This is a genomic window from Methylophilus sp. Q8 (genome assembly GCF_000800115.1).
Taxonomy (GTDB): domain Bacteria; phylum Pseudomonadota; class Gammaproteobacteria; order Burkholderiales; family Methylophilaceae; genus Methylophilus.
Map to the genome: position 1 here is coordinate 986,781 of NZ_JUHE01000001.1, position 22,694 is coordinate 1,009,474.

Genomic DNA, 22,694 nt, shown 5'->3' on the forward strand with positions numbered 1-22,694 from the left:
ATGGATACTCGCCGTTTAATTCTGTTCGTGATCTTTTCCTTCTCCATTATGTTGCTATGGGACGCCTGGCAGCAGCAACACGCACCTGCACCGGTTGCACAGCAAGAGGCAGTGCAAACCTCGCCGGCTGACAAACCACAGGAAAATGGTTTTAAACTCAGCCAGGGTGCACGTATTGCTGTGAAAACAGACCGTTATGCGGCAGTGATTGATACAGTTGGTGGCGATTTGCGTCAGCTGTCCTTGCTGGAGCATAAGGCCGATGACAACTCCGGCCCTTATGAGCTCATGAGTGATGCCAGTGCGGATAAATTGTATGTGGCACAGACCGGTTTAAAAGGGGATGGTTTACCTACGCATTATGTAACGTTTACGGCTGCTGAGACTAATTACAGCCTGCAAGAAGGCCAGGACACATTGGAAGTGCGTTTAACTGCGCCAGAAACCAATGGTGTGGCTGTGGATAAGGTGTATCGCTTTCACCGTGGTCAATACCTGATCGATGTGCAGTACGAAATCAAAAACAACAGCGATAAAGCGATTTCGCCTTCTGTGTATTACCAGATTATTCATGATAACGAGTCTAACCAGGGCTCTAAAATGATGCCGACGTTCACTGGCGGCGCTTACTTTACTGAGGCAGACAAATACAACAAGGTCAAATTTGATGAAATGGCCAAGAAGGATGTGTCGATTAATGCCAAAGATGGCTGGGTTGGTTTAGTACAACATTATTTCGTCAGCGCCTGGGTGCCGCAATCCACCGCTGAGCGCAAGTTCTACACTACCAAGCTGAGTGAGCATGATTTCTCTATCGGTACTATTTTGCCTGTCGGTGAAATTGCAGCCGGTAGCAGTAAAACGGTAGATGCGAAACTGTTCAGTGGCCCACAAGCCCAGGATGACCTGGCTGCTGCTGCGCCTGGTCTGGAGTATGTGGTGGATTACGGTATTCTGACCGTGATTGCCAAACCTCTGATGTGGTTGTTGACCCATATTCACGAACTGGTGAAAAACTGGGGCATTGCCATCATTGTACTGACCATTCTGATCAAGGCCGCATTCTTTAAACTGTCTGCTTCTGGCTATCGCAATATGGCGCATCTACGTGAAATGGCGCCTAAGATGCAGTCTCTCAAAGATAAATTTGGCGATGACAAGCAAAAGTTGCAACAAGCCATGATGGAAATGTACCGTACCGAGAAAATCAACCCGATGGGTGGTTGCTTGCCTATTCTGGTACAGATTCCGGTATTCATCTCACTGTATTGGGTATTGCTGGGTTCAGTTGAGTTGCGCCATGCGCCTTTCTTTGGCTGGATTCAGGACTTGTCAGCGACCGATCCCTACTTTGTATTGCCAGTGCTCATGGGCGCGACCATGATTATTCAAACCTTTTTGAATCCGCCGCCAACGGATCCGATTCAAGCCAAAGTAATGAAAATCATGCCGGTCGCATTTAGTATTTTCTTCTTCTTCTTCCCGGCTGGCCTGGTGTTGTATTGGTTGGTGAACAATATTCTGTCTATCTGGCAGCAATGGGCGATCAACCGCATGATTCATGCAGAAGCTGTGGCAAAAAAAGGGCATGGTAAATAATCAGATCGCCTTAAGCACTGACACCGTTGCCGCCATTGCAACGGCGCCTGGTGCAGGTGGTATTGGTGTGGTGCGGGTATCTGGGCCATTGGTAGCAGATATCGCCACACAAATCCTCGGCCACTGCCCTGCCCCACGGCATGCGGCTTACCTGCCTTTCTTGCAAGCCGATGCTACGTTGATTGACCGTGGTATCGCCATTTACTTCCCTAATCCACACTCTTATACCGGCGAAGATGTGCTTGAGCTGCAAGCGCATGGCGGAACTGCGCTAATGCAAATATTGCTGGCGCGCTGCATAGAATGCGGCGCCCGTCATGCACAAGCTGGTGAGTTTACCCAACGTGCCTATTTAAACGACAAGCTCGACCTCGCACAAGCAGAGGCTGTTGCTGACCTGATTAATGCGGCAACGGTAGAAGCTGCACGCAGTGCTGTACGTTCTCTCTCGGGCGAGTTTTCACAAGCCATACAGACCTTGTTGCAACAACTGGTCGATTTACGCATGTATGTTGAAGCTTGCCTGGATTTTCCTGAAGAAGAGATTGATTTCATCACCCAGGGCCGCGTGTTGGAAAAGTTACAGGCGAACCAGGCGGCTTTGCAACATATCTTTCACCAAGCCAAGCAAGGCGTCTTGTTGCGCGAAGGCATCAACGTCGTACTCATTGGCCAGCCTAATGTAGGTAAGTCCAGTTTATTGAACGCCTTGTCAGGTGAAGAGGTGGCGATTGTGACGCCGATAGCTGGTACCACGCGCGATACCATTAAAAGTGTCATCCAGATTGAGGGAGTGCCCTTACATGTGATTGATACTGCTGGCTTGCGTGAGACCGAAGATACGGTGGAACAAGTGGGTATTGCTCGCACCTGGAAGGCGATTGAAACCGCGCATGTCGCTTTATTGTTGGTGGATAGCCAACATGGTATTGGCGATCAGGAAAAGGCTATTTTGCACAAATTGCCAGCAGAAGTGAAAAAAGTCTGGGTGCATAACAAGATAGATGTTTCACGTGAAACATCGCGCATTGAAAAACGTGAAAATGAGCAGCACGTGTTTTTATCGGCCAAGACAGGTGATGGTATTGCCAGCCTGCAAAAAACGCTGCTAGAGATCGTGGGTTATCAGCCTGGTGGTGAAGGTGTGTTTATGGCCAGGGCGCGTCATTTGCAAGCACTTGCAGAAGTTGAGCAGCATTTAGACCTAGCAATGTTGCAAATGCATGCGGCCGAACTAGTCGCAGAAGAGTTGCGTTGTGCGCAAGAAGCGCTAGGAACGATTACCGGTGAATTCACCCCAGATGATTTGTTAGGTGAGATTTTTAGTCGATTTTGTATCGGCAAATAAAAACCCGCATTAGCGGGTTTTTTTTCGAGGGAATGGCGTATTGCGTTGATCAAACCGTTCATCAATACTACACACCCGTTTACAACCGGTGATCATGGCCCAGATCAGGTTGTCGTGATGAATGAAGCTTTCAAAAATCACGCCTAATACATGCACCACCACCACTGCCAGCCAAGTCCAGGTTGCATAGTGATGCAGTACCTGCGCCATATCGTCATCAATAAAGCCCCAGCCGCTGTTATACACAATGCAACCAGAGCCTACGGCAACAATTCCTAAACCCAGCATGGCATAAATAGCAATTGAGCCAGTGGGGTTGTGGCCAATATAGTGTCTGGCAGTGCCTTTCAGTAGCTTAAACAGGTATTTCGCAGCCCAGACCGGATTTAATGGAAAGCTGTGAAAGTTGGCGTAACCTGTAGCAATCAGGCCCCAGATAATGCGTGCAACGATTAATGTACCGGCGACATAGCCCGCGTAAGCATGGTGTAGACGGTCCCACATGGAGGCGTGGGTATAAAAAGCATACCCAAACGCCGCCACAAGAGACCAGTGGAAGATCCTGATGAAAGGATCCCAGACATACCGTAGCATTTGAATTATTTGCTAGGTTTGGTTTCTGTTAACAGATAAGCAATAAAGTTGGCTTTTTCTGAAGGAGAGCAATCAGCACCCAGAATGTCGTTGCAGTGTTTGGTGAACTCTTCTTCTACTTTATCAAGGTCAGTAAAGCGTTTGGTGTTCACACGTGGTGCCAACGGTGGGATCTCTTTGTTGGTCACAATGTTTTTGCCGACGTTAGCTGGATTGTTGGTGTGGCATGAGGCACATGCCGCTTCTTTACCGCTAGGGGTTTTGAATTTGCGGTTAAAGAAAATTTTACCGTCTGTAATAGAAGGTGCTTCATACATTGAGTTGGCGGAGTGTGCGATGTTGGTGTACTTGTATACCAGTTTTTCGGCATTAGTCACATCAGCCATGGCGTGTACAGAAAACAAGACCCCGAATGTAGCAATAATTGTTTTGATTTTCATGGTAAGAGCTCCTTGGTTGTTTTGAAAAAATTCTATTCTTTTTATGTTAAGTAAATATGGCCTGCTTGTAATTGATTTGTATTAAACCGTAATAACTTTGTATTAAAGCATGGAACAAGTGTATCAAAGCAGCGAATTAAATGACCATTTGATTAGTTTACGCTAAAATCACAATTCTTTTTAAATCAAACAGTTCAAGATTATTTATGATGGACTTTCCTGATCGATTCGATGTCATTGTGGTGGGTGGCGGCCATGCCGGTACCGAGGCTGCGCTGGCGGCTGCCCGTATGGGGCAGAAAACGCTGTTGTTAAGCCATAACATTGAAACATTGGGACAAATGTCCTGTAACCCTTCTATTGGTGGCATCGGCAAGGGCCACCTGGTGAAAGAGGTCGATGCGCTTGGCGGTGCCATGGCAGCCGCGACGGATGAAGGTGGCATACAGTTTCGTATCTTGAACTCAAGCAAGGGTCCGGCGGTGCGTGCCACGCGCGCGCAGGCAGACCGTATTCTTTATAAAGCAGCTATTCGGCACCGCCTGGAAAATCAGCCTAATTTATGGCTGTTCCAGCAGGCGGTCGATGACATTATTCTCGAGGGCGATCGGGCTGCAGGTGTTGTCACGCAAATTGGCCTGCGTTTTTACGCAAAGTCGGTTGTGTTGACGGCCGGTACGTTTTTGGGTGGTTTGGTGCATGTTGGGCTGCAAAATTACAGCGCCGGTCGCGCCGGAGATCCGCCAGCCATCTCACTCGCTGCGCGTTTGCGTGAAATTGGCCTCCCGGCCGGTCGCTTGAAAACCGGCACCCCACCCCGTATTGATGGCCGCTCGATTGATTATAGTGTCATGACCGAGCAACCTGGTGATACGCCGGTGCCGGTGTTTTCTTTCCTGGGGAATGCCGCACAGCACCCGCAACAACTGCCTTGCTGGATTACGCACACCAACCAAAAGACACATGACATTATCCGTAGTGGCCTGGACCGTTCTCCGATGTACACGGGGGTGATTGAAGGTGTGGGGCCACGCTATTGCCCTTCTGTGGAAGATAAGATTCATCGTTTTGCGGATAAGGAATCACACCAAGTGTTTCTGGAGCCTGAGGGGCTAACCACGCACGAAATTTATCCAAACGGTATTTCTACCAGCTTGCCATTTGATATTCAGTTGGCACTGGTGCGATCTATTCGTGGTTTGGAGGGTGCGCATATCTTGCGCCCCGGGTACGCTATTGAATATGACTATTATGACCCGCGAGGCTTGAAGTCGACTCTTGAAACCAAAACTGTTCGCGGCCTGTTTTTCGCCGGTCAAATCAATGGCACGACTGGTTATGAGGAGGCGGCAGCCCAGGGTTTATTGGCGGGTGCAAATGCGGCGTTATTTTCACAAGACAAAGAGGGGTGGTGCCCTTCCCGTGAGCAAGCCTATTTAGGCGTGTTGGTGGACGACCTGATTACCACCGGTGTAAATGAGCCTTACCGTATGTTTACCAGTCGCGCTGAATACCGTTTGCAATTGCGCGAAGATAACGCAGATATGCGCTTGACAGAAAAAGGTCGCGAGCTCGGTTTGGTCGATGATGTGCGTTGGGAAGCATTCTGTAAGAAGCAGGAAGCGGTTACACGTGAACAAGCCAGGTTGAAGCGTACATTTTTGCAGCCGGATAACGGTCAGCCTGCGGGCCAAAATAAAATTGTTTCACGTGAAACACAGCTAGCCGTTTTTGGTAAGCCTCTGGAGCATGAGTATTCATTGTTTGAATTATTGCGTCGTCCGGAAATTGCTTATCAATCTCTGTTGAATTTGGTACCAGCACCAGAAGTACTGGCTGAAGATGTGTTGGAACAAGTTGAAATTGCTGCCAAATACCAAGGGTATATTGACAGGCAGAACGAAGAGATTGCCCGTCAGAAAAATAGCGAGAATATTAAACTGGGTGATGCTATCGATTACAATGACGTGCATGGCCTGAGTAATGAGGCGCGTCAAAAGTTGCTGGCGCAAAAGCCGGAAACGATTGGGCAGGCAGGTCGCATACAAGGTATTACGCCAGCGACCATCTCCTTGTTGCTGGTGTATCTGAAGCGTAAACATAAAAAACAAAGCCAGTCGGGCGATATTGCAGCAGCATGATAAGTGATTTGTTGCCGCAATTAGCCGCCGGGGTGGAGGCACTTGGTTTACAATCTGTAGTGACGGCGGAAAAGCAGGCGCAGTGTCTGGCTTATCTGGCTTTGCTGCAAAAATGGAACAAGGTATATAACCTGACAGCAGTGCGTGATCCGCAAGAAATGCTGGTTTTGCATTTGCTGGATAGTTTGAGTGTGCTGCCTTATATTCAGCCTGGAAATTTACTGGATGTGGGCAGTGGTGGTGGTTTGCCTGGTTTGGTGGTTGCGATCACGCGGCCAGATGTGCAGGTGACGACCATAGATACGGTGCAGAAAAAAGCGATCTTCATGCGCCAGGTCAAGGCTGAGTTGGGCTTATCGAATGCACAGGTGGTACATGGTCGGGTGGAGGCTTTTCAACCGCCCTCGCCTTTTACGCAGATTATCTCGCGTGCTTTTTCCGATATTGCTTTGTTTAAGCAGTTGACGACGCATTTGATGGCGCCGCATGGCCGTTGGTTGGCGATGAAGGGGGTAGTGCCAACCGATGAAATGCAACAGGCTGCGGTGTTACCTAAAGAAGTCATTCGTTTGCAGGTGCCCAACCTGCAGGCAGAACGGCATTTAATTGTGTTTGAGAATACATAATGAAAATAATCGCAATCACCAACCAAAAGGGTGGTGTTGGTAAAACAACCACCTGCGTCAATCTTTCTGCGAGCTTGGCAGAGCATGGCAAAAAAGTATTGTTGGTTGATTTGGATCCACAAGGTAATGCCAGTACGGGGAGTGGTATTGACAAGACGCACTTGAAAGACAGTATTTACCAGGTGCTGATTGGTAATAAAACCATGCAAGAGGTGGTGATTCACGCCGAAGCTGCCAAATTTGACGTTGCTCCCTCTAACCGTGACCTGGCAGGTGCTGAGGTTGAGTTGGTGAATGAGATGGCCCGCGAAACGCGTTTAAAAAACGCCATCCTTAAATTGGGTGATGATGCCTACGATTATGTTCTGCTAGACTGCCCGCCTTCGCTGAACCTGGTGACTGTGAATGCCTTAACCGCGGCTCATTCGGTGATGATTCCCATGCAGTGTGAATACTATGCGCTTGAGGGTTTGTCAGACCTGGTCAATACCGTCAAGAAAGTGCGTGCTCACTTAAACCCTGTGCTTGAGATAGAGGGTTTGTTGCGAACCATGTTTGATAATCGCAATATGCTGGCACAGCAAGTGTCGGCGCAACTGGTCAGTCATTTCGGCAAAAAAGTGTACCAAACCATTGTGCCGAGAAATGTGCGGCTGGCCGAGGCGCCAAGTTATGGTATGCCGGTGTTGCTGTATGATCGCTCCTCCAAAGGGGCGCAAGCCTATCTGGAGCTGGCGCAGGAAATCATCCAAAAACAGTAGCAATAAAAATCACAATTTTTACAGACAGATTAAAGGAAGTAGCAGCATGGTAAAGCCCAAAGGACTTGGACGCGGACTCGACGCATTGTTATCAGGCGACACGGAAACGATTGCCCAGTCAGATACCTTGCGCACCCTGCCCGTTGGTCAGTTGCAACCGGGTAAATATCAGCCTCGCTCATACATGAATGAGGAGGCGCTGCAAACGCTGGCGGACTCGATCGCGGCACAAGGCATTATGCAGCCTATTCTGGTGCGTGAAATTGCAGCAGACAAGTTTGAGATTATTGCAGGTGAACGTCGTTGGCGCGCTTCGCAAAAAGCCGGCCTGACAGAAGTGCCGGTGTTAGTGCGTGAGATTGCTGACGAAGCTGCGCTGGCAATGGCGTTGATTGAAAACATCCAGCGTGAAGACCTGAATCCGTTGGAAGAAGCTATGGGTATCAAGCGTTTGATTGATGAGTTTGATATGACGCATGAAAAAGCCGCTGCAGCCGTTGGCCGCTCACGTGTGGCGGTCTCTAATTTGTTGCGCCTGCTCACGTTGACGCCAATGGTGCAAGACATGCTGCTGGATAATCAAATCGATATGGGCCATGCCAGGGCGCTGGTCGGCAGTGAGCCGGCACAGCAAATTCTGTTGGCGAATAAAGTGGTGCAGGATGGCTTGTCTGTGCGTGAAGTGGAACGCCTGATTCAATCTGAGCCCGCCACAGGTAAAAAGGCCAAGCAAACGGTGCATCCCGATGTCGCTTCCTTGCAAAATCAACTCAGCGAACAATTGGGTGCCGAGGTTGCGATTAGCAGTAAAGCAAGCGGCGCTGGTGTATTAAAGCTGAGCTTTTCAAACCTCGATCAACTGGACGATTGGATAGCGAAACTGACCGATAATCGCCTGAAATCGTAAGTTAAATCGCGTATAAGCCATCTGAAAGCAGATTTTTCCCAAACATTCAGACAGTTAAGTCCTGTTTGGTGCTTGACTTCGGCGAGTGAATAATTCAAAATCTCGCGTCTTTGTAGTATTTTGTCTTGAATTTTAGCGGTCTAACCCCATGAGTGGTCAACAAAACACTGCGGCTGGCATGTCGCTCTATAGCAATGTGCTGCGCTGGCAGCTCATGGCGACAGCGGCTGTCACGTTGATTGCCTATGCTGTTGGTGGTTTAACGGCTGCATTATCTGCATTGATGGGTGGTTTTTCTGTAGTCATCGGTGCATGGTTTGCAGCGCGAATTGCAGAAAAAGGTCGTTTAAAAACAGACCCCACGGCAGTGTTGCTAAATTTACTCAAGGCAGAAGCAGTAAAAATATTGATCATCGCGATTATCCTGTTTGTGGTTTTCAAGCTGTACCAGGCATTGGTGCCCTTTGCACTGATTGCTGGTTTGGCGGCCGCGGCGCTGTTTTCTGGCGCAGCACTGGCAAAATCACAAGTGGATGTGTAGACACGTTAATTTAAAAATAGTTTGAAGATATGACAACTGAACACGCACAAAACGTAGAACTCACCCCTTCTGAATATATCGCGCACCATTTGAGCTTTAATGCTCAGGGCGTTAACGGCAATACTGCCTCTGAAGGCTTCTGGGTGTTGCACTACGACACCTTGTTGACCTCTGTTGTCCTGGGTTTGCTGGTCATGGGTTTGATCTGGTGGGTGGCACGCGGTGCAACCGCTGGCGTGCCGAGCAAGCGTCAGGCCTTTGTTGAGTTGGTGTTTGGTTTTGTCGATGATCAAGTCAAAAACATTTTCCACGGCGACCGCCATTCATTTATTGCCCCAACAGCCCTGACCGTCTTTATCTGGGTGCTGGCAATGAACTCCATGGATTTCCTGCCGGTCGACTGGGTGGCTGGTATCGTGTCATTCTTCGGTGGCGAACACGCAAAATGGCGTATCGTCCCTACTTCCGATATCAATACTACCTTTGCCTTAGCATTGGCTGTCTGGTTCCTGATGATTTTCTTCTCCATCAAGGCTAAAGGCCTGGGTGGCTGGATCCACGAACTATTCTGTGCACCATTCGGCAGCAATCCGCTGGTATGGCCTGCCAACTTCCTGTTCAACCTGATTGAATATGTTTCAAAACCACTTTCTCACTCATTGCGTCTGTTCGGTAACATGTACGCCGGTGAAATCATCTTCTTGCTGTTGGGTATGTGGGCTGCCACAGGCCTGAGCGGAACCGTGTTTGGTGCCATTCTGGGAGCTGGCTGGTCTATCTTCCACATCCTGATTGTGGCATTGCAAGCGTTTATTTTCATGATGCTGACTGTGGTCTATCTGGCCATGGCGCATGAGTCACACTAGTTTTTAACTTTGTAGTTGTTTTTAATTCTTTATAAGAGAGGGTATTAAATGGAAGCATTAGCATTGATTCAAGCCTACACAGGCGTTGGTATCGGTTTGATCATTGGTTTGGGTGCCGCTGGCGCTTGTATCGGTATTGGTATCATGTGTGCAAGTTTCCTGGAAGGCGCTGCTCGCCAACCAGAAATGATCCCAGCCCTGCAAGGTAAAGTATTCCTGCTGTTGGGTCTGATCGACGCTTCTTTCATTATTGGTGTTGGTCTGGCAATGATGTTTGCATTTGCAAACCCATTGTTGAGCGTTGTTGCTAAGTAATTTTTACTCGGTAAATACCGCCCGGTAGGGTTTAAGTGTGACTTAAACCTTTCAACCAATCAGTATGATGGATCCAAAATGAATATTAATTTCACACTCATCGCGCAAGCTATCGCATTTGCAGTGTTGATCTGGTTCACGGTGAAATTCGTTTGGCCGCCGCTGTTAACAGCGATCGAAGCGCGCCAAAAGGAGATCGCAGATGGTTTGGCTGCTGCCCAGGAAGGCAAAAGTGCCCTGGAAGTGGCTGCCAAAAAATCTGAAACCACACTGAACGAGGCCAAACAAAAGGCAACTGAGATCATTGGGCAAGCCGAAAAACGCGCCGCTCAAATCATTGATGAAGCTAAGGGTAATGCCAAAGCTGAAGGTGATCGCATTATTGCCGGTGCCAAAGCTGAAATCGATCAGGAAGTGAACCGTGCCAAAGAAGGTTTGCGCGCACAGGTTTCCACATTGGCCGTAGCCGGTGCTGAAAAAATCCTGCGTAAAGAGATTGACGCTAAAGCACACAGCGAAATGTTGGCTAAACTCGCTGCGGAACTTTAAGGTAAAAGGGATAAAACATGGCTGAACTCTCAACCATTGCAAGGCCTTATGCTGTTGCTGCTTACAAGCTCGGCAAAGAAAAAAAGGCATTAGCAACATGGTCTGAAATGTTGGCATTGGCCGCGGCAGTCGCAGCAAATGACCAAATGAAAACCCTGATTGATGACCCTAAACTGAATGCCGCTGATGTTGAAGCCGCATTTCTCAAGGTTTGTGGCGACAATCTTAACGAGCATGGTCAGAATTTGATCAAGACCTTGGTTGAATATGGCCGTTTATCCTTATTGCCTGCCATTGCTGAAGCTTTTGAGGCTTTGAAAGCGCAAGATGAAGGCACCTTGGACGCACAGATCATTGCCGCTGCCAAAATCACGGCAACGCAAACTAAAGATTTGGTGAAACGTCTGGAAGCCAAGTTCGGCAAGAAAATTGAAGCAAGCGTTTCCGTAGATCCGGAAATCATCGGCGGCATCAAAATTATTGTTGGCGACACCGTTATCGACGCGTCTGTCCAAGGTCAGTTACAAAATTTAGCCTATACGCTCACAGCATAAGGCATAGGAGAATTAAATGCAGTTATCTACATCAGAGATTAGCGAGCTCATTAAGAGCCGTTTGGAAAACTTCTCTACTTCTGCGGAAGCCCGTACTCAGGGTACCGTGATTTCCGTAACAGACGGCATTGTGCGTATCCATGGCCTGTCTAACGTGATGTCCGGCGAGATGATTGAGTTTCCAGGCAACACTTTCGGTTTGGCATTGAACCTGGAGCGTGACTCCGTAGGTGCCGTGGTATTGGGTGATTACGAGCACATTACAGAAGGCGATACCTGTAAATGTACAGGCCGTATTCTGGAAGTGCCAGTGGGTCCGGAACTGATTGGTCGCGTAGTGAACGCGCTGGGTCAGCCTATTGATGGCAAAGGTCCAGTTAACGCCAAACTGACTGACAAAATTGAAAAAATTGCGCCAGGCGTGATTGCACGTAAATCCGTGTCACAACCAGTGCAAACTGGCCTGAAGTCTATCGACTCCATGGTACCAGTTGGCCGTGGCCAACGTGAATTGATCATTGGTGACCGTCAGACTGGTAAAACAGCTGTTGCCGTTGATGCGATCATCAACCAAAAAGGTCAGAACATGACTTGTATCTACGTTGCGGTTGGCCAAAAGGCTTCAACCATTGCCAACGTGGTACGTAAACTGGAAGAGCACGGCGCGATGGCTTACACCATTATTGTTGCGGCTTCTGCTTCTGACTCTGCTGCCCTGCAATTCCTGGCACCTTATGCCGGTTGTACCATGGGTGAATACTTCCGTGACCGTGGTCAAGATGCATTGATCGTTTACGATGACTTGTCCAAACAAGCGGTTGCTTACCGTCAGATTTCCCTGTTGCTGCGCCGCCCACCAGGCCGCGAAGCTTACCCAGGTGACGTGTTCTACATCCACTCACGTTTGTTGGAGCGTGCTGCTCGTGTGAACGAAGAGTATGTTGAGAAATTCACCAACGGTGAAGTTAAAGGTAAAACAGGTTCATTGACTGCATTGCCAGTGATTGAAACCCAAGCCGGTGACGTGTCTGCATTCGTTCCAACCAACGTGATTTCGATTACCGATGGTCAGATTTTCCTGGAAACTGACTTGTTTAACGCGGGTGTTCGTCCTGCGATCAACGCCGGTATTTCTGTGTCTCGCGTGGGTGGTGCTGCACAAACTAAAATCATCAAAAAACTGGGCGGTGGTGTACGTCTGGCTTTGGCGCAATATCGTGAACTGGCTGCGTTTGCGCAGTTTGCTTCCGACTTGGACGAAGCTACCCGTAAACAGCTGGACCGCGGTCGTATGTTTACCGAGTTGATGAAACAGGCACAATACGCGCCATTGAACGTGGCAAACATGGGCGTAAGCTTGTTTGCAGCGAACAAAGGTTTCTTTGATGACGTGCCAACCAATAAGGTATTGGCATTTGAAAATGCATTGCATGGTTTCCTGAACTCCAAGTACAAGAACATCATTGATGCTATCGAGTCCAGCAAAGATCTGAGCGGTGATAACGAGAAAGCATTGGAAGCTGCGATTCAAGATTTCAAAGCAACCAACGCTTATTAATCTCTGACACTTCGACTTAGGAACCTAATATGGCAGGTAGTAAAGAGATTAGAACCAAGATCAAAAGTGTAGAAAATACACGCAAGATCACCAAGGCGATGGAGATGGTAGCTGCTTCTAAAATGCGTAAAGCGCAGGACAGAATGCGTGCTTCCCGCCCCTACGCGGATAAAATCCGTAACGTGGCGGCTCACCTCTCCTTTGCACAATCCGAGTATCGTCATCCGTTTTTGATTAAACGCGACGTGGTGAAAAATGTCGGCCTGATTGTGGTCAGTTCAGACAAAGGTCTGTGCGGTGGTTTGAATACCAACGTATTGCGTTTGTCGCTGAGCCAGATGAAAGCCTGGGAAGCTGAAGGCAAAGGCATCAGCGTCAGTGCGATCGGTAACAAAGGCTACGGCTTTATGAACCGTATCGGTGCGCAGGTGAAATCCCATATCACCGGTTTGGGCGATACTCCGCATCTGGAAAAGCTGATCGGCACCATCAAGGTCATGCTGGATGCGTACATTGCCGGTGAAATTGATCAGCTTTACATCTGCTATACCAAATTCATCAACACCATGAAGCAAGAGCCGACCATGCAACAATTGTTGCCATTGACCGGTGAGCAACTGGGCAGCCCGAATGGCCATTGGGATTACATCTATGAGCCTGAAGCAAAACCAGTGGTAGATGAGTTGATGACGCGTTATATCGAATCACTGATTTACAACGCAGTGGCCGAAAACATGGCGTCCGAGCAATCTGCCCGTATGGTGGCGATGAAGTCTGCTTCTGATAACGCGAAGAGCGTGATTGGTGAGCTGAAGTTGGTATACAACAAAGCCCGTCAGGCAGCGATTACCAAAGAGATTTCAGAAATCGTCGGCGGTGCGGCAGCAGTCTCCTCCTAAGGCGCGTGCGTTAAAAGCATCGTGAAAGAATTCAATTAGATCTGACTCATACAGTTAGGAAAAGAAAATGGCAAAGGCAAATCAAGCAGTAACAGGTAAAGTAGTGCAGTGTATTGGCGCTGTGGTTGACGTGGAATTTCCACGCGATCAAATGCCTAAAGTATTCGATGCATTGATTATTGATGCAAAAGACAGCAATGCAGAAGCCGGTTTGACACTGGAAGTGCAACAGCAATTGGGCGACGGCGTGGTCCGTACCATTGCCATGGGCTCTTCTGACGGTTTGGCACGTGGTACCGCCTTCAAAAACACGGGTGCAGCGATCTCTGTACCAGTGGGTGAAGGTACTTTGGGCCGTATCATGGACGTATTGGGTCGCCCAATCGATGAAGTGGGTCCAATCGACTCTACCGAGTTCCGTTCTATCCACCAGAAAGCCCCGGCTTTTGAAGAGCTGTCACCGTCTGTTGACCTGTTGGAAACAGGCATCAAGGTGATTGACCTGGTTTGCCCGTTTGCTAAAGGCGGTAAAGTGGGTCTGTTCGGCGGTGCGGGTGTAGGCAAGACCGTTAACATGCTGGAACTGATTAACAACATCGCTAAACAGCACTCCGGTTTGTCCGTATTTGCCGGTGTAGGTGAGCGTACCCGTGAAGGTAACGACTTCTACCATGAAATGGCAGATGCTGGCGTGATCAAGCTGGACAACATGAAAGAATCCAAAGTAGCGATGGTGTTCGGTCAGATGAACGAGCCTCCAGGCAACCGTCTGCGCGTTGCTTTGTCTGGTCTGACCATGGCTGAAAAATTCCGTGACGAAGGCCGTGACGTATTGTTCTTCGTGGACAACATCTACCGTTACACATTGGCCGGTACTGAAGTATCTGCGTTGCTGGGCCGTATGCCTTCAGCCGTAGGTTACCAACCTACCCTGGCGGATGAAATGGGCCGTCTGCAAGAGCGTATTACGTCTACTAAAGTCGGTTCTATTACTTCTATCCAAGCGGTTTACGTGCCTGCGGATGACTTGACTGACCCATCACCAGCAACGACTTTCCAACACTTGGACTCGACAGTTGTGTTGTCACGTGACATCGCTTCCCTGGGTATCTACCCAGCGGTTGACCCACTGGACTCTACTTCACGTCAACTGGATCCACTGGTGGTTGGCGAAGAGCACTACTCAGTTGCGCGCTCTGTACAACAAACACTGCAACGCTACAAAGAACTGCGTGACATTATCGCGATTCTGGGTATGGACGAATTGTCTCCAGAAGACAAATTGGCAGTGGGCCGTGCACGTAAAATCCAACGTTTCCTGTCACAACCTTTCCACGTGGCTGAAGTGTTTACTGGCGCACCAGGCAAATACGTGCCACTGAAAGAAACCATCAAAGGCTTTAAAGCGATTGTGGCTGGTGAATACGATCACTTACCAGAGCAAGCGTTCTACATGGTTGGTGGTATCGAAGAAGCGGTTGAAAAGGCTAAAACACTGAACTAATCGTTGTTTGTGCGGGCGGGTTTAAATATCTGCCTGCATCACAAATCTTCAGTGATATAGAAAAGAGAACATTATGGCAAATACAGTGCATATCGATGTTGTGAGTGCCGAAGAGTCCATCTTCTCTGGTGAAGCCGAGTTTGTGGTTGCACCAGCTGGCGCAGGTGAAGTGGGTATTTATCCACATCACGCACCGATGATTACCACCATCAAGCCAGGCGCATTGCGTATCAAGCAAACTGCCGAGCAAGAAGAGACTGTGATTTATATTTCCGGCGGCATGCTGGAAGTACAACCAGGACTGGTGACAGTGCTGGCAGACACCGCGATTCGTGGCCAGGATCTGGATGAAGCAAAAGCCATCGCAGCGAAAGAAGCCGCAGAAGAAGCATTGCGTAACCGTTCTTCAGAGATCGATTACGCAGCTGCCCAGGCTGAATTGGCAGAAGCGATCGCACAAATCCAGGCAATCCAGAAATTGCGTAAATCTGTGCACTAGATTCCTGTGGAGTCTGGCAATAAAACAGGCGGCTTTCGAGCCGCCTTTTTTGTTTCTGAGATAAAATAACAGCATGACTGATTTGAATATTGTAATTCTCGCCGCGGGTAAAGGCACACGCATGCGATCAGATTTGCCCAAAGTGCTGCATGCGGTGGGCGGTAAGCCTATTCTGCATCATGTGATTGACGCGGCACGTCAGCTGAATCCACAAACCATCACGGTGGTGTATGGCTTTGGCGGTGAACAAGTACAGCAGCAGACGCCAGGCGATGACCTGCAATGGGTATTGCAGGCAGAACAACTGGGCACTGGCCATGCCGTGCAACAAGCCCTGCCCACCTTGCCTGCTCATGGTAAAACACTCATTCTGTTAGGGGATGTGCCACTGGTTGATGTGGCGGCTTGCCGTGACATGTTGACGCAAGCCGATGAGCACCTGGTGGTGCAGACGTTTATCAAGGCAGACCCCAGCGGTTATGGCCGTATTGTGCGTAATGACAACAACGAAGTCGTCGCCATTGTCGAGCATAAAGATGCCAGCGCAGCGCAGCGTGCGATACAGGAAGTGAATACCGGCATTATGGCGATGCCGAATGCACAGTTGAAACATTGGTTGGCTAATATCAGCAACCAGAATGCGCAACAGGAATATTATTTAACCGATATTATCGCCCTCTCCGTCAAGGAAGGCCGTGCGGTGTTACCGCATGTGGTAGCCGATGCCTGGTCGGTCACCGGCATTAACTCCAAACTCGACTTGCAGCAAATCGAGCGTGAGTACCAGCTGCGCCAGGCAAATGTTCTGATGACACAAGGCGTGACCTTGCTGGATGCGCAGCGTATTGATATCCGCGGCGCATTACAATGCGGCCGTGATGTGTTGATTGATGTGAACTGCGTCTTTGAGGGTCAGGTCACGCTTGAGGATGATGTACAGATTGGGCCGCATTGCGTGATTAAGGATGCCGTGATCGCCAAAGGCGCACGCCTGGCGGCATTTACGCATATTGATGATGCCAAGGTCGGCCCGGGCAGCAAAGTCGGCCCGTTTGCGCGTTTACGCCCTGGTACACAATTGGCTGCAGAGACGCATGTTGGCAATTTTGTTGAAATTAAAAATGCCGTGGTGGGCGTCGGCAGTAAGGTCAACCATTTGACTTATGTGGGTGATGCCAGCATTGGTGCCAATGTGAATATCGGTGCCGGCGTGATCACTTGTAATTATGACGGGGCGAACAAACATAAAACCATTATTGAGGATAATGTGTTTGTCGGCTCCGATACCCAATTAGTTGCGCCAGTGACTGTGGGCCGTGGGGCAACGATTGCAGCAGGCTCAACCATTACCAAAGATGTGCCGGCAGATAGCTTAACGCTGTGCCGCGCGCGGGAACAACGGTCAATTCAGGGATGGAAACGTCCACAAAAGGTGAAAAAATAAGCGTATGTGCGGCATTGTCGGTGCGGTCTCCAATAGAAATATCGTTCCACTCCTGATCGAGGGCTTAAGCAGGCTCGAATATCGCGGCTATGATTCGGCCGGGATTGCCGTGCTTAATCAAACCATAGAGCGCGCACGCGCGGTTGGCCGTGTCGCCGAGTTGCAATTAAAAGCACAAGGCATGCATAGCCATGTTGGTATCGGCCATACACGTTGGGCCACGCACGGCGGTGTGACTGAGCAAAACGCGCACCCGCATGTCTCTCCTGGGCAAGACCAGGCGCAAATTGCTGTGGTACATAATGGCATTATCGAAAACCACGACGAACAACGTGACCGCTTAAAGGCCTTGGGCTATCAGTTTTATTCACAAACCGATACCGAAGTCATTGCCCATCTGGTGCATTATTATTACCAGCAAAGCCATGACTTGTTCACAGCGGTTAAGCACGCGATTGCCGAGTTGACAGGTGCCTATGCGATCAGCGTGATTGCCTTGGATCAGCCGCAGCAAATGGTGGTTGCCCGTCTTGGCTGCCCATTGTTGATCGGTCTGGGCGAAGGCGAAAATTTCGTCGCTTCGGATGTGTCTGCCGTGCTGTCAGCTACCCGTAAAGTGATCTACCTGGAAGACGGTGATGTGGCTACTTTGCAGACGGATGGTGTGGTCATTGTCGACAAAAGCGGCGAAATCGCTGAACGTAAAGTACATATGAGTGATGTGTCACTTGCCTCACTAGAGTTGGGCCCATATAGCCACTTTATGCAAAAAGAAATCCATGAGCAGCCACGTGCGATCAGCGACACCATTGAGGCCCTGATTGATGATGGCGCGTTCAGGAGCGAGCTGTTCGGCCAATCAGCGGCTGCCGTGTTTTCTCAGATCGACAGTGTATTAATCCTGGCGGCAGGCACCAGTTATTACGCTGGCCTCACCGCAAAATACTGGCTGGAAAGCATCGCCAAAATCCCGACCTCCGTCGAGATTGCGAGTGAATACCGCTATCGTGAATCCGTGCCTAATCCGAAACAGCTGATAGTCACGATTTCGCAGTCTGGCGAAACGCTGGACACTATGGAAGCGCTTAAGCACGCGCAGAAACTGGGCCACGCGCACAGCCTGGCGATTTGTAACGTGCAGGAAAGTGCGATTCCCCGCGCTTCATCATTGATTTTCTACACCCGTGCCGGCGCTGAAATCGGTGTGGCGAGTACCAAGGCGTTCACCACACAGCTAATCGCGCTATTTGTATTGGCAGTAACGTTAAGTAAAGCACGTGGCTTACTCAGTCAGGCACAAGAGCAGCAATATTTATCCGATCTGCGTCAGCTGACAGGTGGCGTACAGATTGCGTTGAATCTGGAACCGCAAATCCGTGAATGGGCCCATCGTTTTGGCGACAAAGACCATGCCTTGTTCCTCGGACGTGGCGTGCACTTCCCGATCGCGATGGAAGGCGCACTCAAACTCAAAGAGATTTCCTATATACACGCCGAAGCCTATCCGGCCGGTGAGTTGAAACATGGTCCATTGGCACTGGTTGATAGCAATATGCCGGTGGTGGTCATCGCCCCTAACGACGCTCTGCTGGAAAAAGTAAAATCCAATATGCAGGAAGTCAAAGCGCGTGGTGGCGAGTTATTTGTGTTTGCTGATGCCGACAGTCACTTTAAAGAGTCTGAAGGCGTACACGTGATACGAACACCACGCCATGTCGGTGTGCTCTCGCCTATTTTGCATGCCATTCCGGTGCAACTGCTGGCTTATCATGCTGCTTTGCTTAAAGGCACGGATGTGGATAAACCGCGTAACCTGGCTAAGAGTGTGACCGTAGAATAAGCGATAAAGACCTAAAAAGCCCCGAGAATCGGGGCTTTTTTCGAATAAGAAAACGACCAGTTTCCCTTATACTGATCTTAGATGCTCATCAGGAAGGCAGTCATGACCACGTCGCAACACAGTATTATCGGCCGCCAGCCGATTGTTAACAGTCAACAACAGATTATCGGCTATGAGTTCTTTTTCAGGAACGATAGCAATGGCAGCAATGCGCCTTTTGAAGAGGATATTCAAACCTGCGCCAAAATCCTCTCAACCACGATTGATGAGATGCACGAAAGCTGGCTGTTGGGGCAGCAACTGGCTTTTATCAACGTTGATCATGTCATGCTTAACAGTGTATTTCTGGAGTTGATGCCGGCAGAAAAAACAGTGCTTGAGGTTGTGCACACGGTACAAGTCACGCCTGAAATCATCGCGCGCTGCGGAGAGTTAAAAGCAAATAAATTCAAAATTGCGCTGGATAACCCGCAACATCACCCGCAGCTGGAAGCGCTGATTCCATATGCGGATTACATCAAGCTGGATATGCGTGACGTCGATATTGCCCAGGCCACGCTGTGGCTGAAAAAATATCAGGCTTCCGGTTGCAGCTTAATTGCAGAAAAAGTTGAGCAAAATGCACAATTCAGCAGCTTGCTGGACGCAGGCTACCAGCAGTTTCAAGGCTATTTTTACGCTAAACCGGAAAACCTCAATAGCAAGGTCATTAACCCCAGCTTTGATGGCGTACTGCATTTATTGAACCTGGTGAGCCAGGAGGCAGACAACAAAACCATTGAAAATGGGTTTAAGCGAGACACCACCCTGAGCTACAAACTGCTGCGTTACATTAACTCGGTTGGTTTTGGTTTGTCCTGCGAGGTGCAGTCCATTAATCATGCCTTGACGATTTTAGGCCGTAACCAACTTTATCGCTGGTTAACGTTATTGATGGTGACGGCAGGCAATAACACCAGCTCCCCTGCCCTGATGAAAACTTCGATCACGCGCGGGCGCTTGACTGAACTGTTAGGTGAGCCCTTTTTTGATAAGCGTGACCGTGACAATTTATTTGTGGTCGGTGTATTTTCATTACTGGATGTGATGCTGAAAGTGCCGATGGATAATGTACTGGAGAAACTGCAACTGCCAGAACCGATTGTGGATGCCTTGACCAAACGTGAAGGTATTTTTGGGCCGTTTCTCAAGCTGACTGAAGCTTGCGAAGACGCCAATAATGAAGAAATCCTGCAACTGGCATCCTTGCTGCAATTGAATCCGGACAAAGTGAACCAGTGTCATATGGATGCCTTGGCCTGGACGGAGGCCTTGGGTATTTAGTCAGCCGACCCTTGAAAAAATAAAGCGAATTCCCATATTGAACATACAGATGCTTGCAGTTTGAGGTCTGTGAATCATGTTAATCGCTTTATTTTTAAAAGGATCAACCCATGCGTACTTATGACTTAAGCCCTTTCTACAGAACCGCGATTGGTTTTGACCGTTTGGCGAAAATGCTCAACGAAAACCAGCGTAGTGAAAACGAAATCAGCTATCCGCCTTATAACATCGAACTGGTCGACGAAAACGCCTACAAAATTGTGATGGCCGTCGCCGGGTTCCAGCAGGACGAATTGGAAATCGAAACCGAACATCAGGCTTTGCGTGTGACTGGCCGCAAAGCGAAAAGGGAGCAGGAAACCACCTTTTTGCACCGTGGCATCGCCACGCGTGATTTTGAACACAAGTTCCAGTTGGCTGACCATGTCAAAGTGACCGGTGCCAACCTTGAAAACGGCTTGTTAACCATTGCCCTGCTGCGTGAAATCCCAGAGGCCTTGAAGCCACGTAAAATCGAGATCGGCACACAAGCACAAGCCAACACCACGTTTATTGAACAACGTGCCGCCGCTTAAGTGATGGCAAAATAAAAAAGGGCCGAAAGGCCCTTTTTTCATGCCGAATACTGTTATCTACAAGCTAATTTTGACCGCGCGTATTAAAATACGCACTTTCAATCACCGTCCCGGAATTTCTCATGGCGCAATATGTGATGTCCATGCTCCGCGTGAGCAAAATCGTGCCGCCCAAACGGCAAATCATTAAAAATATCTCCCTGTCATTTTTCCCGGGTGCCAAAATCGGCCTGCTGGGTTTAAATGGCTCGGGTAAATCCACTGTGTTGCGCATCATGGCGGGTGCCGATAAAGAGTACGAAGGCGAAGTACAATGGCAGCCTAATTTGTCCATCGGCTACTTGCCGCAAGAGCCTCAGCTGGATCCGGACAAAACTGTGCGTCAGGAGGTCGAAGCGGGTTTGGGTGCCATCATGGAAGCCAAGCAAAAGCTGGAAGAGATTTATGCGGCTTATGCCGAACCGGATGCCGATTTTGACAAACTGGCCGAAGACCAGGCCAAGTATGAAAATATCCTCGCGGCCAGCGGCAGTGATGTCGAGCAACAACTGGAAATCGCCGCCGATGCGCTGCGCCTGCCACCATGGGATGCCGTGATCGGACCATTGTCCGGCGGTGAAAAGCGCCGTGTGGCTTTGTGTAAATTGCTGCTCTCCAAGCCGGATATGCTGTTGCTGGATGAGCCGACCAACCACCTGGATGCAGAATCTGTGGAATGGCTGGAGCAGTTCCTGGTGCGTTTCCCGGGCACCGTGGTTGCCGTTACCCATGATCGCTACTTCCTTGATAATGCTGCTGAGTGGATCCTGGAACTGGACCGTGGCGAAGGTATTCCATGGAAAGGTAATTACTCAAACTGGCTGGAGCAAAAAGAAGACCGCTTGGCGCAAGAGCAGAAACAGGAAGATGCCCACCGCAAAGCCATGAAGCAAGAGCTGGAATGGGTGCGCCAGGGTGCAAAAGCACGCCAAAGCAAGAGCAAGGCGCGTCTGGCCCGTTACGAAGAAATGTCCAGTGTTGAGTACCAGCGCCGCAATGAAACACAGGAGATTTTTATTCCGCCAGGCGAGCGTTTAGGCAATCAAGTCATTGAGTTTAATAATGTTTCCAAAGGCTTTGGTGATCGCTTGCTGATTGATAATCTGTCGTTCAGCATTCCGCCCGGTGCAATTGTCGGTGTCATCGGCCCTAACGGTGCCGGTAAATCCACCCTGTTCCGTATGTTGCAAGGTCAGGAGCAGCCGGATAGCGGTGAAATTATCACAGGGCCAACCGTCAAGCTGGCAGCCGTTGATCAGTCGCGTGAAGGCTTAGATGACAGCAAAACGGTGTTTGACGTGATTTCTGGTGGCCTGGATATGTTGAACGTTGGCAAGTTTGAAATGCCAAGCCGTGCCTATATTGGCCGTTTTAACTTCAAAGGTGGTGATCAGCAAAAGGTGGTTGGCCAGCTTTCTGGTGGTGAACGCGGCCGTTTGCACTTGGCCAAAACCTTGATTTCTGGCGCAAACGTTTTGCTGCTGGATGAACCGTCAAACGATCTGGACGTGGAAACCCTGCGTGCACTGGAAGATGCTTTGCTGGAGTTTGCCGGTTGCGTACTGGTCACCTCGCATGATCGCTGGTTCCTCGACCGGATTGCGACGCATATTCTGGCAGCGGAAGGTGATTCGCAATGGACCTTCTTTAACGGTAACTACCAGGAATACGAAGCCGACAAGAAAAAACGGCTGGGTGAAGAAGGCGCCAAACCCAAGCGTATCCGTTACAAACCAATCACGCGTTAAAACAAAAGCCCATTCAGTTGAATG

Annotated in this window: 22 protein-coding genes; 20 read left to right on the plus strand and 2 right to left on the minus strand. The window is 49.4% G+C overall.

Annotated elements, in window-relative coordinates:
- A complete protein-coding gene (gene yidC / locus GQ52_RS04820; RefSeq protein ID WP_019880776.1) occupies positions 1-1,599 on the plus strand; it encodes a membrane protein insertase YidC in 1,599 nt (532 codons plus the stop codon).
- Positions 1,562-2,947, plus strand: coding sequence for a tRNA uridine-5-carboxymethylaminomethyl(34) synthesis GTPase MnmE (gene mnmE, locus GQ52_RS04825; RefSeq protein WP_052179141.1), 1,386 nt, complete (start codon positions 1,562-1,564; stop codon positions 2,945-2,947). The genes yidC and mnmE overlap by 38 nt, the downstream gene beginning before the upstream one ends.
- 9 nt (positions 2,948-2,956) lie before the next feature.
- Here mnmE and GQ52_RS04830 read toward each other — a convergent pair whose 3' ends face one another.
- Both GQ52_RS04830 and cycA read right to left on the minus strand, forming a co-directional pair.
- The gene (locus tag GQ52_RS04830) at positions 2,957-3,541 is read right to left on the minus strand and encodes a cytochrome b/b6 domain-containing protein (RefSeq protein WP_081979310.1); all 585 of its coding nucleotides are present in this window, start codon (positions 3,539-3,541) and stop codon (positions 2,957-2,959) included.
- A gap of 5 nt (positions 3,542-3,546) precedes the next feature.
- Positions 3,547-3,981, minus strand: coding sequence for a cytochrome c'' (cycA, locus tag GQ52_RS04835; protein WP_019880773.1), 435 nt, complete (start codon positions 3,979-3,981; stop codon positions 3,547-3,549).
- A 209-nt stretch (positions 3,982-4,190) separates the two neighbouring features.
- Between cycA and mnmG the strand changes: the two genes are divergently transcribed.
- The 18 genes from mnmG (at position 4,191) to ettA (ending at position 22,670) form a co-directional block, all read left to right on the plus strand.
- Entirely contained in the window at positions 4,191-6,122 is a 1,932-nt protein-coding gene (mnmG, locus tag GQ52_RS04840) for a tRNA uridine-5-carboxymethylaminomethyl(34) synthesis enzyme MnmG (RefSeq protein ID WP_047518527.1), read from the plus strand.
- Entirely contained in the window at positions 6,119-6,748 is a 630-nt protein-coding gene (gene rsmG / locus GQ52_RS04845; protein WP_019880771.1) for a 16S rRNA (guanine(527)-N(7))-methyltransferase RsmG, read from the plus strand. Before mnmG ends, rsmG begins: the two co-directional genes overlap by 4 nt.
- The gene (locus tag GQ52_RS04850; protein ID WP_019880770.1) at positions 6,748-7,509 is read left to right on the plus strand and encodes a ParA family protein; all 762 of its coding nucleotides are present in this window, start codon (positions 6,748-6,750) and stop codon (positions 7,507-7,509) included. Before rsmG ends, GQ52_RS04850 begins: the two co-directional genes overlap by 1 nt.
- 46 nt (positions 7,510-7,555) lie before the next feature.
- Positions 7,556-8,416 (plus strand): ParB/RepB/Spo0J family partition protein, encoded by an 861-nt coding sequence (locus tag GQ52_RS04855; RefSeq protein WP_047515603.1) that lies wholly within the window; start codon positions 7,556-7,558, stop codon positions 8,414-8,416.
- A 148-nt stretch (positions 8,417-8,564) separates the two neighbouring features.
- Positions 8,565-8,957, plus strand: a complete 393-nt coding sequence (locus GQ52_RS04860) for an ATP synthase subunit I (RefSeq protein WP_047515605.1) — start codon at positions 8,565-8,567, stop codon at positions 8,955-8,957.
- Positions 8,958-8,986: 29 nt separating this feature from the next.
- Positions 8,987-9,823, plus strand: a complete 837-nt coding sequence (atpB, locus tag GQ52_RS04865) for a F0F1 ATP synthase subunit A (RefSeq protein ID WP_019880766.1) — start codon at positions 8,987-8,989, stop codon at positions 9,821-9,823.
- Between the two features lie 48 nt (positions 9,824-9,871).
- Positions 9,872-10,138 carry a F0F1 ATP synthase subunit C gene (gene atpE, locus GQ52_RS04870; RefSeq protein WP_018987204.1) on the plus strand — a complete coding sequence of 89 codons (267 nt, stop codon included), beginning with the start codon at positions 9,872-9,874 and terminating at the stop codon, positions 10,136-10,138.
- A 78-nt stretch (positions 10,139-10,216) separates the two neighbouring features.
- Complete coding sequence (locus GQ52_RS04875) at positions 10,217-10,687, plus strand: F0F1 ATP synthase subunit B (RefSeq protein WP_019880765.1); 471 nt, start codon at positions 10,217-10,219, stop codon at positions 10,685-10,687.
- A 17-nt stretch (positions 10,688-10,704) separates the two neighbouring features.
- Complete coding sequence (locus tag GQ52_RS04880; protein WP_019880764.1) at positions 10,705-11,241, plus strand: F0F1 ATP synthase subunit delta; 537 nt, start codon at positions 10,705-10,707, stop codon at positions 11,239-11,241.
- A gap of 16 nt (positions 11,242-11,257) precedes the next feature.
- Positions 11,258-12,799 carry a F0F1 ATP synthase subunit alpha gene (gene atpA / locus GQ52_RS04885; protein WP_024930194.1) on the plus strand — a complete coding sequence of 514 codons (1,542 nt, stop codon included), beginning with the start codon at positions 11,258-11,260 and terminating at the stop codon, positions 12,797-12,799.
- A 29-nt stretch (positions 12,800-12,828) separates the two neighbouring features.
- Positions 12,829-13,698 (plus strand): F0F1 ATP synthase subunit gamma, encoded by an 870-nt coding sequence (gene atpG, locus GQ52_RS04890; RefSeq protein ID WP_019880762.1) that lies wholly within the window; start codon positions 12,829-12,831, stop codon positions 13,696-13,698.
- Positions 13,699-13,765: 67 nt separating this feature from the next.
- Positions 13,766-15,202, plus strand: a complete 1,437-nt coding sequence (atpD, locus tag GQ52_RS04895) for a F0F1 ATP synthase subunit beta (RefSeq protein ID WP_019880760.1) — start codon at positions 13,766-13,768, stop codon at positions 15,200-15,202.
- A 73-nt stretch (positions 15,203-15,275) separates the two neighbouring features.
- Positions 15,276-15,701 carry a F0F1 ATP synthase subunit epsilon gene (locus GQ52_RS04900; protein ID WP_019880759.1) on the plus strand — a complete coding sequence of 142 codons (426 nt, stop codon included), beginning with the start codon at positions 15,276-15,278 and terminating at the stop codon, positions 15,699-15,701.
- A gap of 73 nt (positions 15,702-15,774) precedes the next feature.
- On the plus strand, positions 15,775-17,145 hold the full coding sequence (gene glmU, locus GQ52_RS04905) for a bifunctional UDP-N-acetylglucosamine diphosphorylase/glucosamine-1-phosphate N-acetyltransferase GlmU (protein WP_047515607.1): 1,371 nt from the start codon (positions 15,775-15,777) through the stop codon (positions 17,143-17,145).
- Positions 17,146-17,149: 4 nt separating this feature from the next.
- A complete protein-coding gene (gene glmS, locus GQ52_RS04910; RefSeq protein WP_047515609.1) occupies positions 17,150-18,985 on the plus strand; it encodes a glutamine--fructose-6-phosphate transaminase (isomerizing) in 1,836 nt (611 codons plus the stop codon).
- A gap of 102 nt (positions 18,986-19,087) precedes the next feature.
- Complete coding sequence (locus tag GQ52_RS04915; RefSeq protein ID WP_047515611.1) at positions 19,088-20,308, plus strand: EAL and HDOD domain-containing protein; 1,221 nt, start codon at positions 19,088-19,090, stop codon at positions 20,306-20,308.
- A 110-nt stretch (positions 20,309-20,418) separates the two neighbouring features.
- Positions 20,419-20,883: an Hsp20 family protein gene (locus GQ52_RS04920; RefSeq protein WP_019880755.1), complete on the plus strand. Its 465-nt coding sequence runs from the start codon at positions 20,419-20,421 to the stop codon at positions 20,881-20,883.
- 122 nt (positions 20,884-21,005) lie between these two features.
- The gene (ettA, locus tag GQ52_RS04925; protein ID WP_047515615.1) at positions 21,006-22,670 is read left to right on the plus strand and encodes an energy-dependent translational throttle protein EttA; all 1,665 of its coding nucleotides are present in this window, start codon (positions 21,006-21,008) and stop codon (positions 22,668-22,670) included.
- Positions 22,671-22,694: the final 24 nt, after the last annotated feature.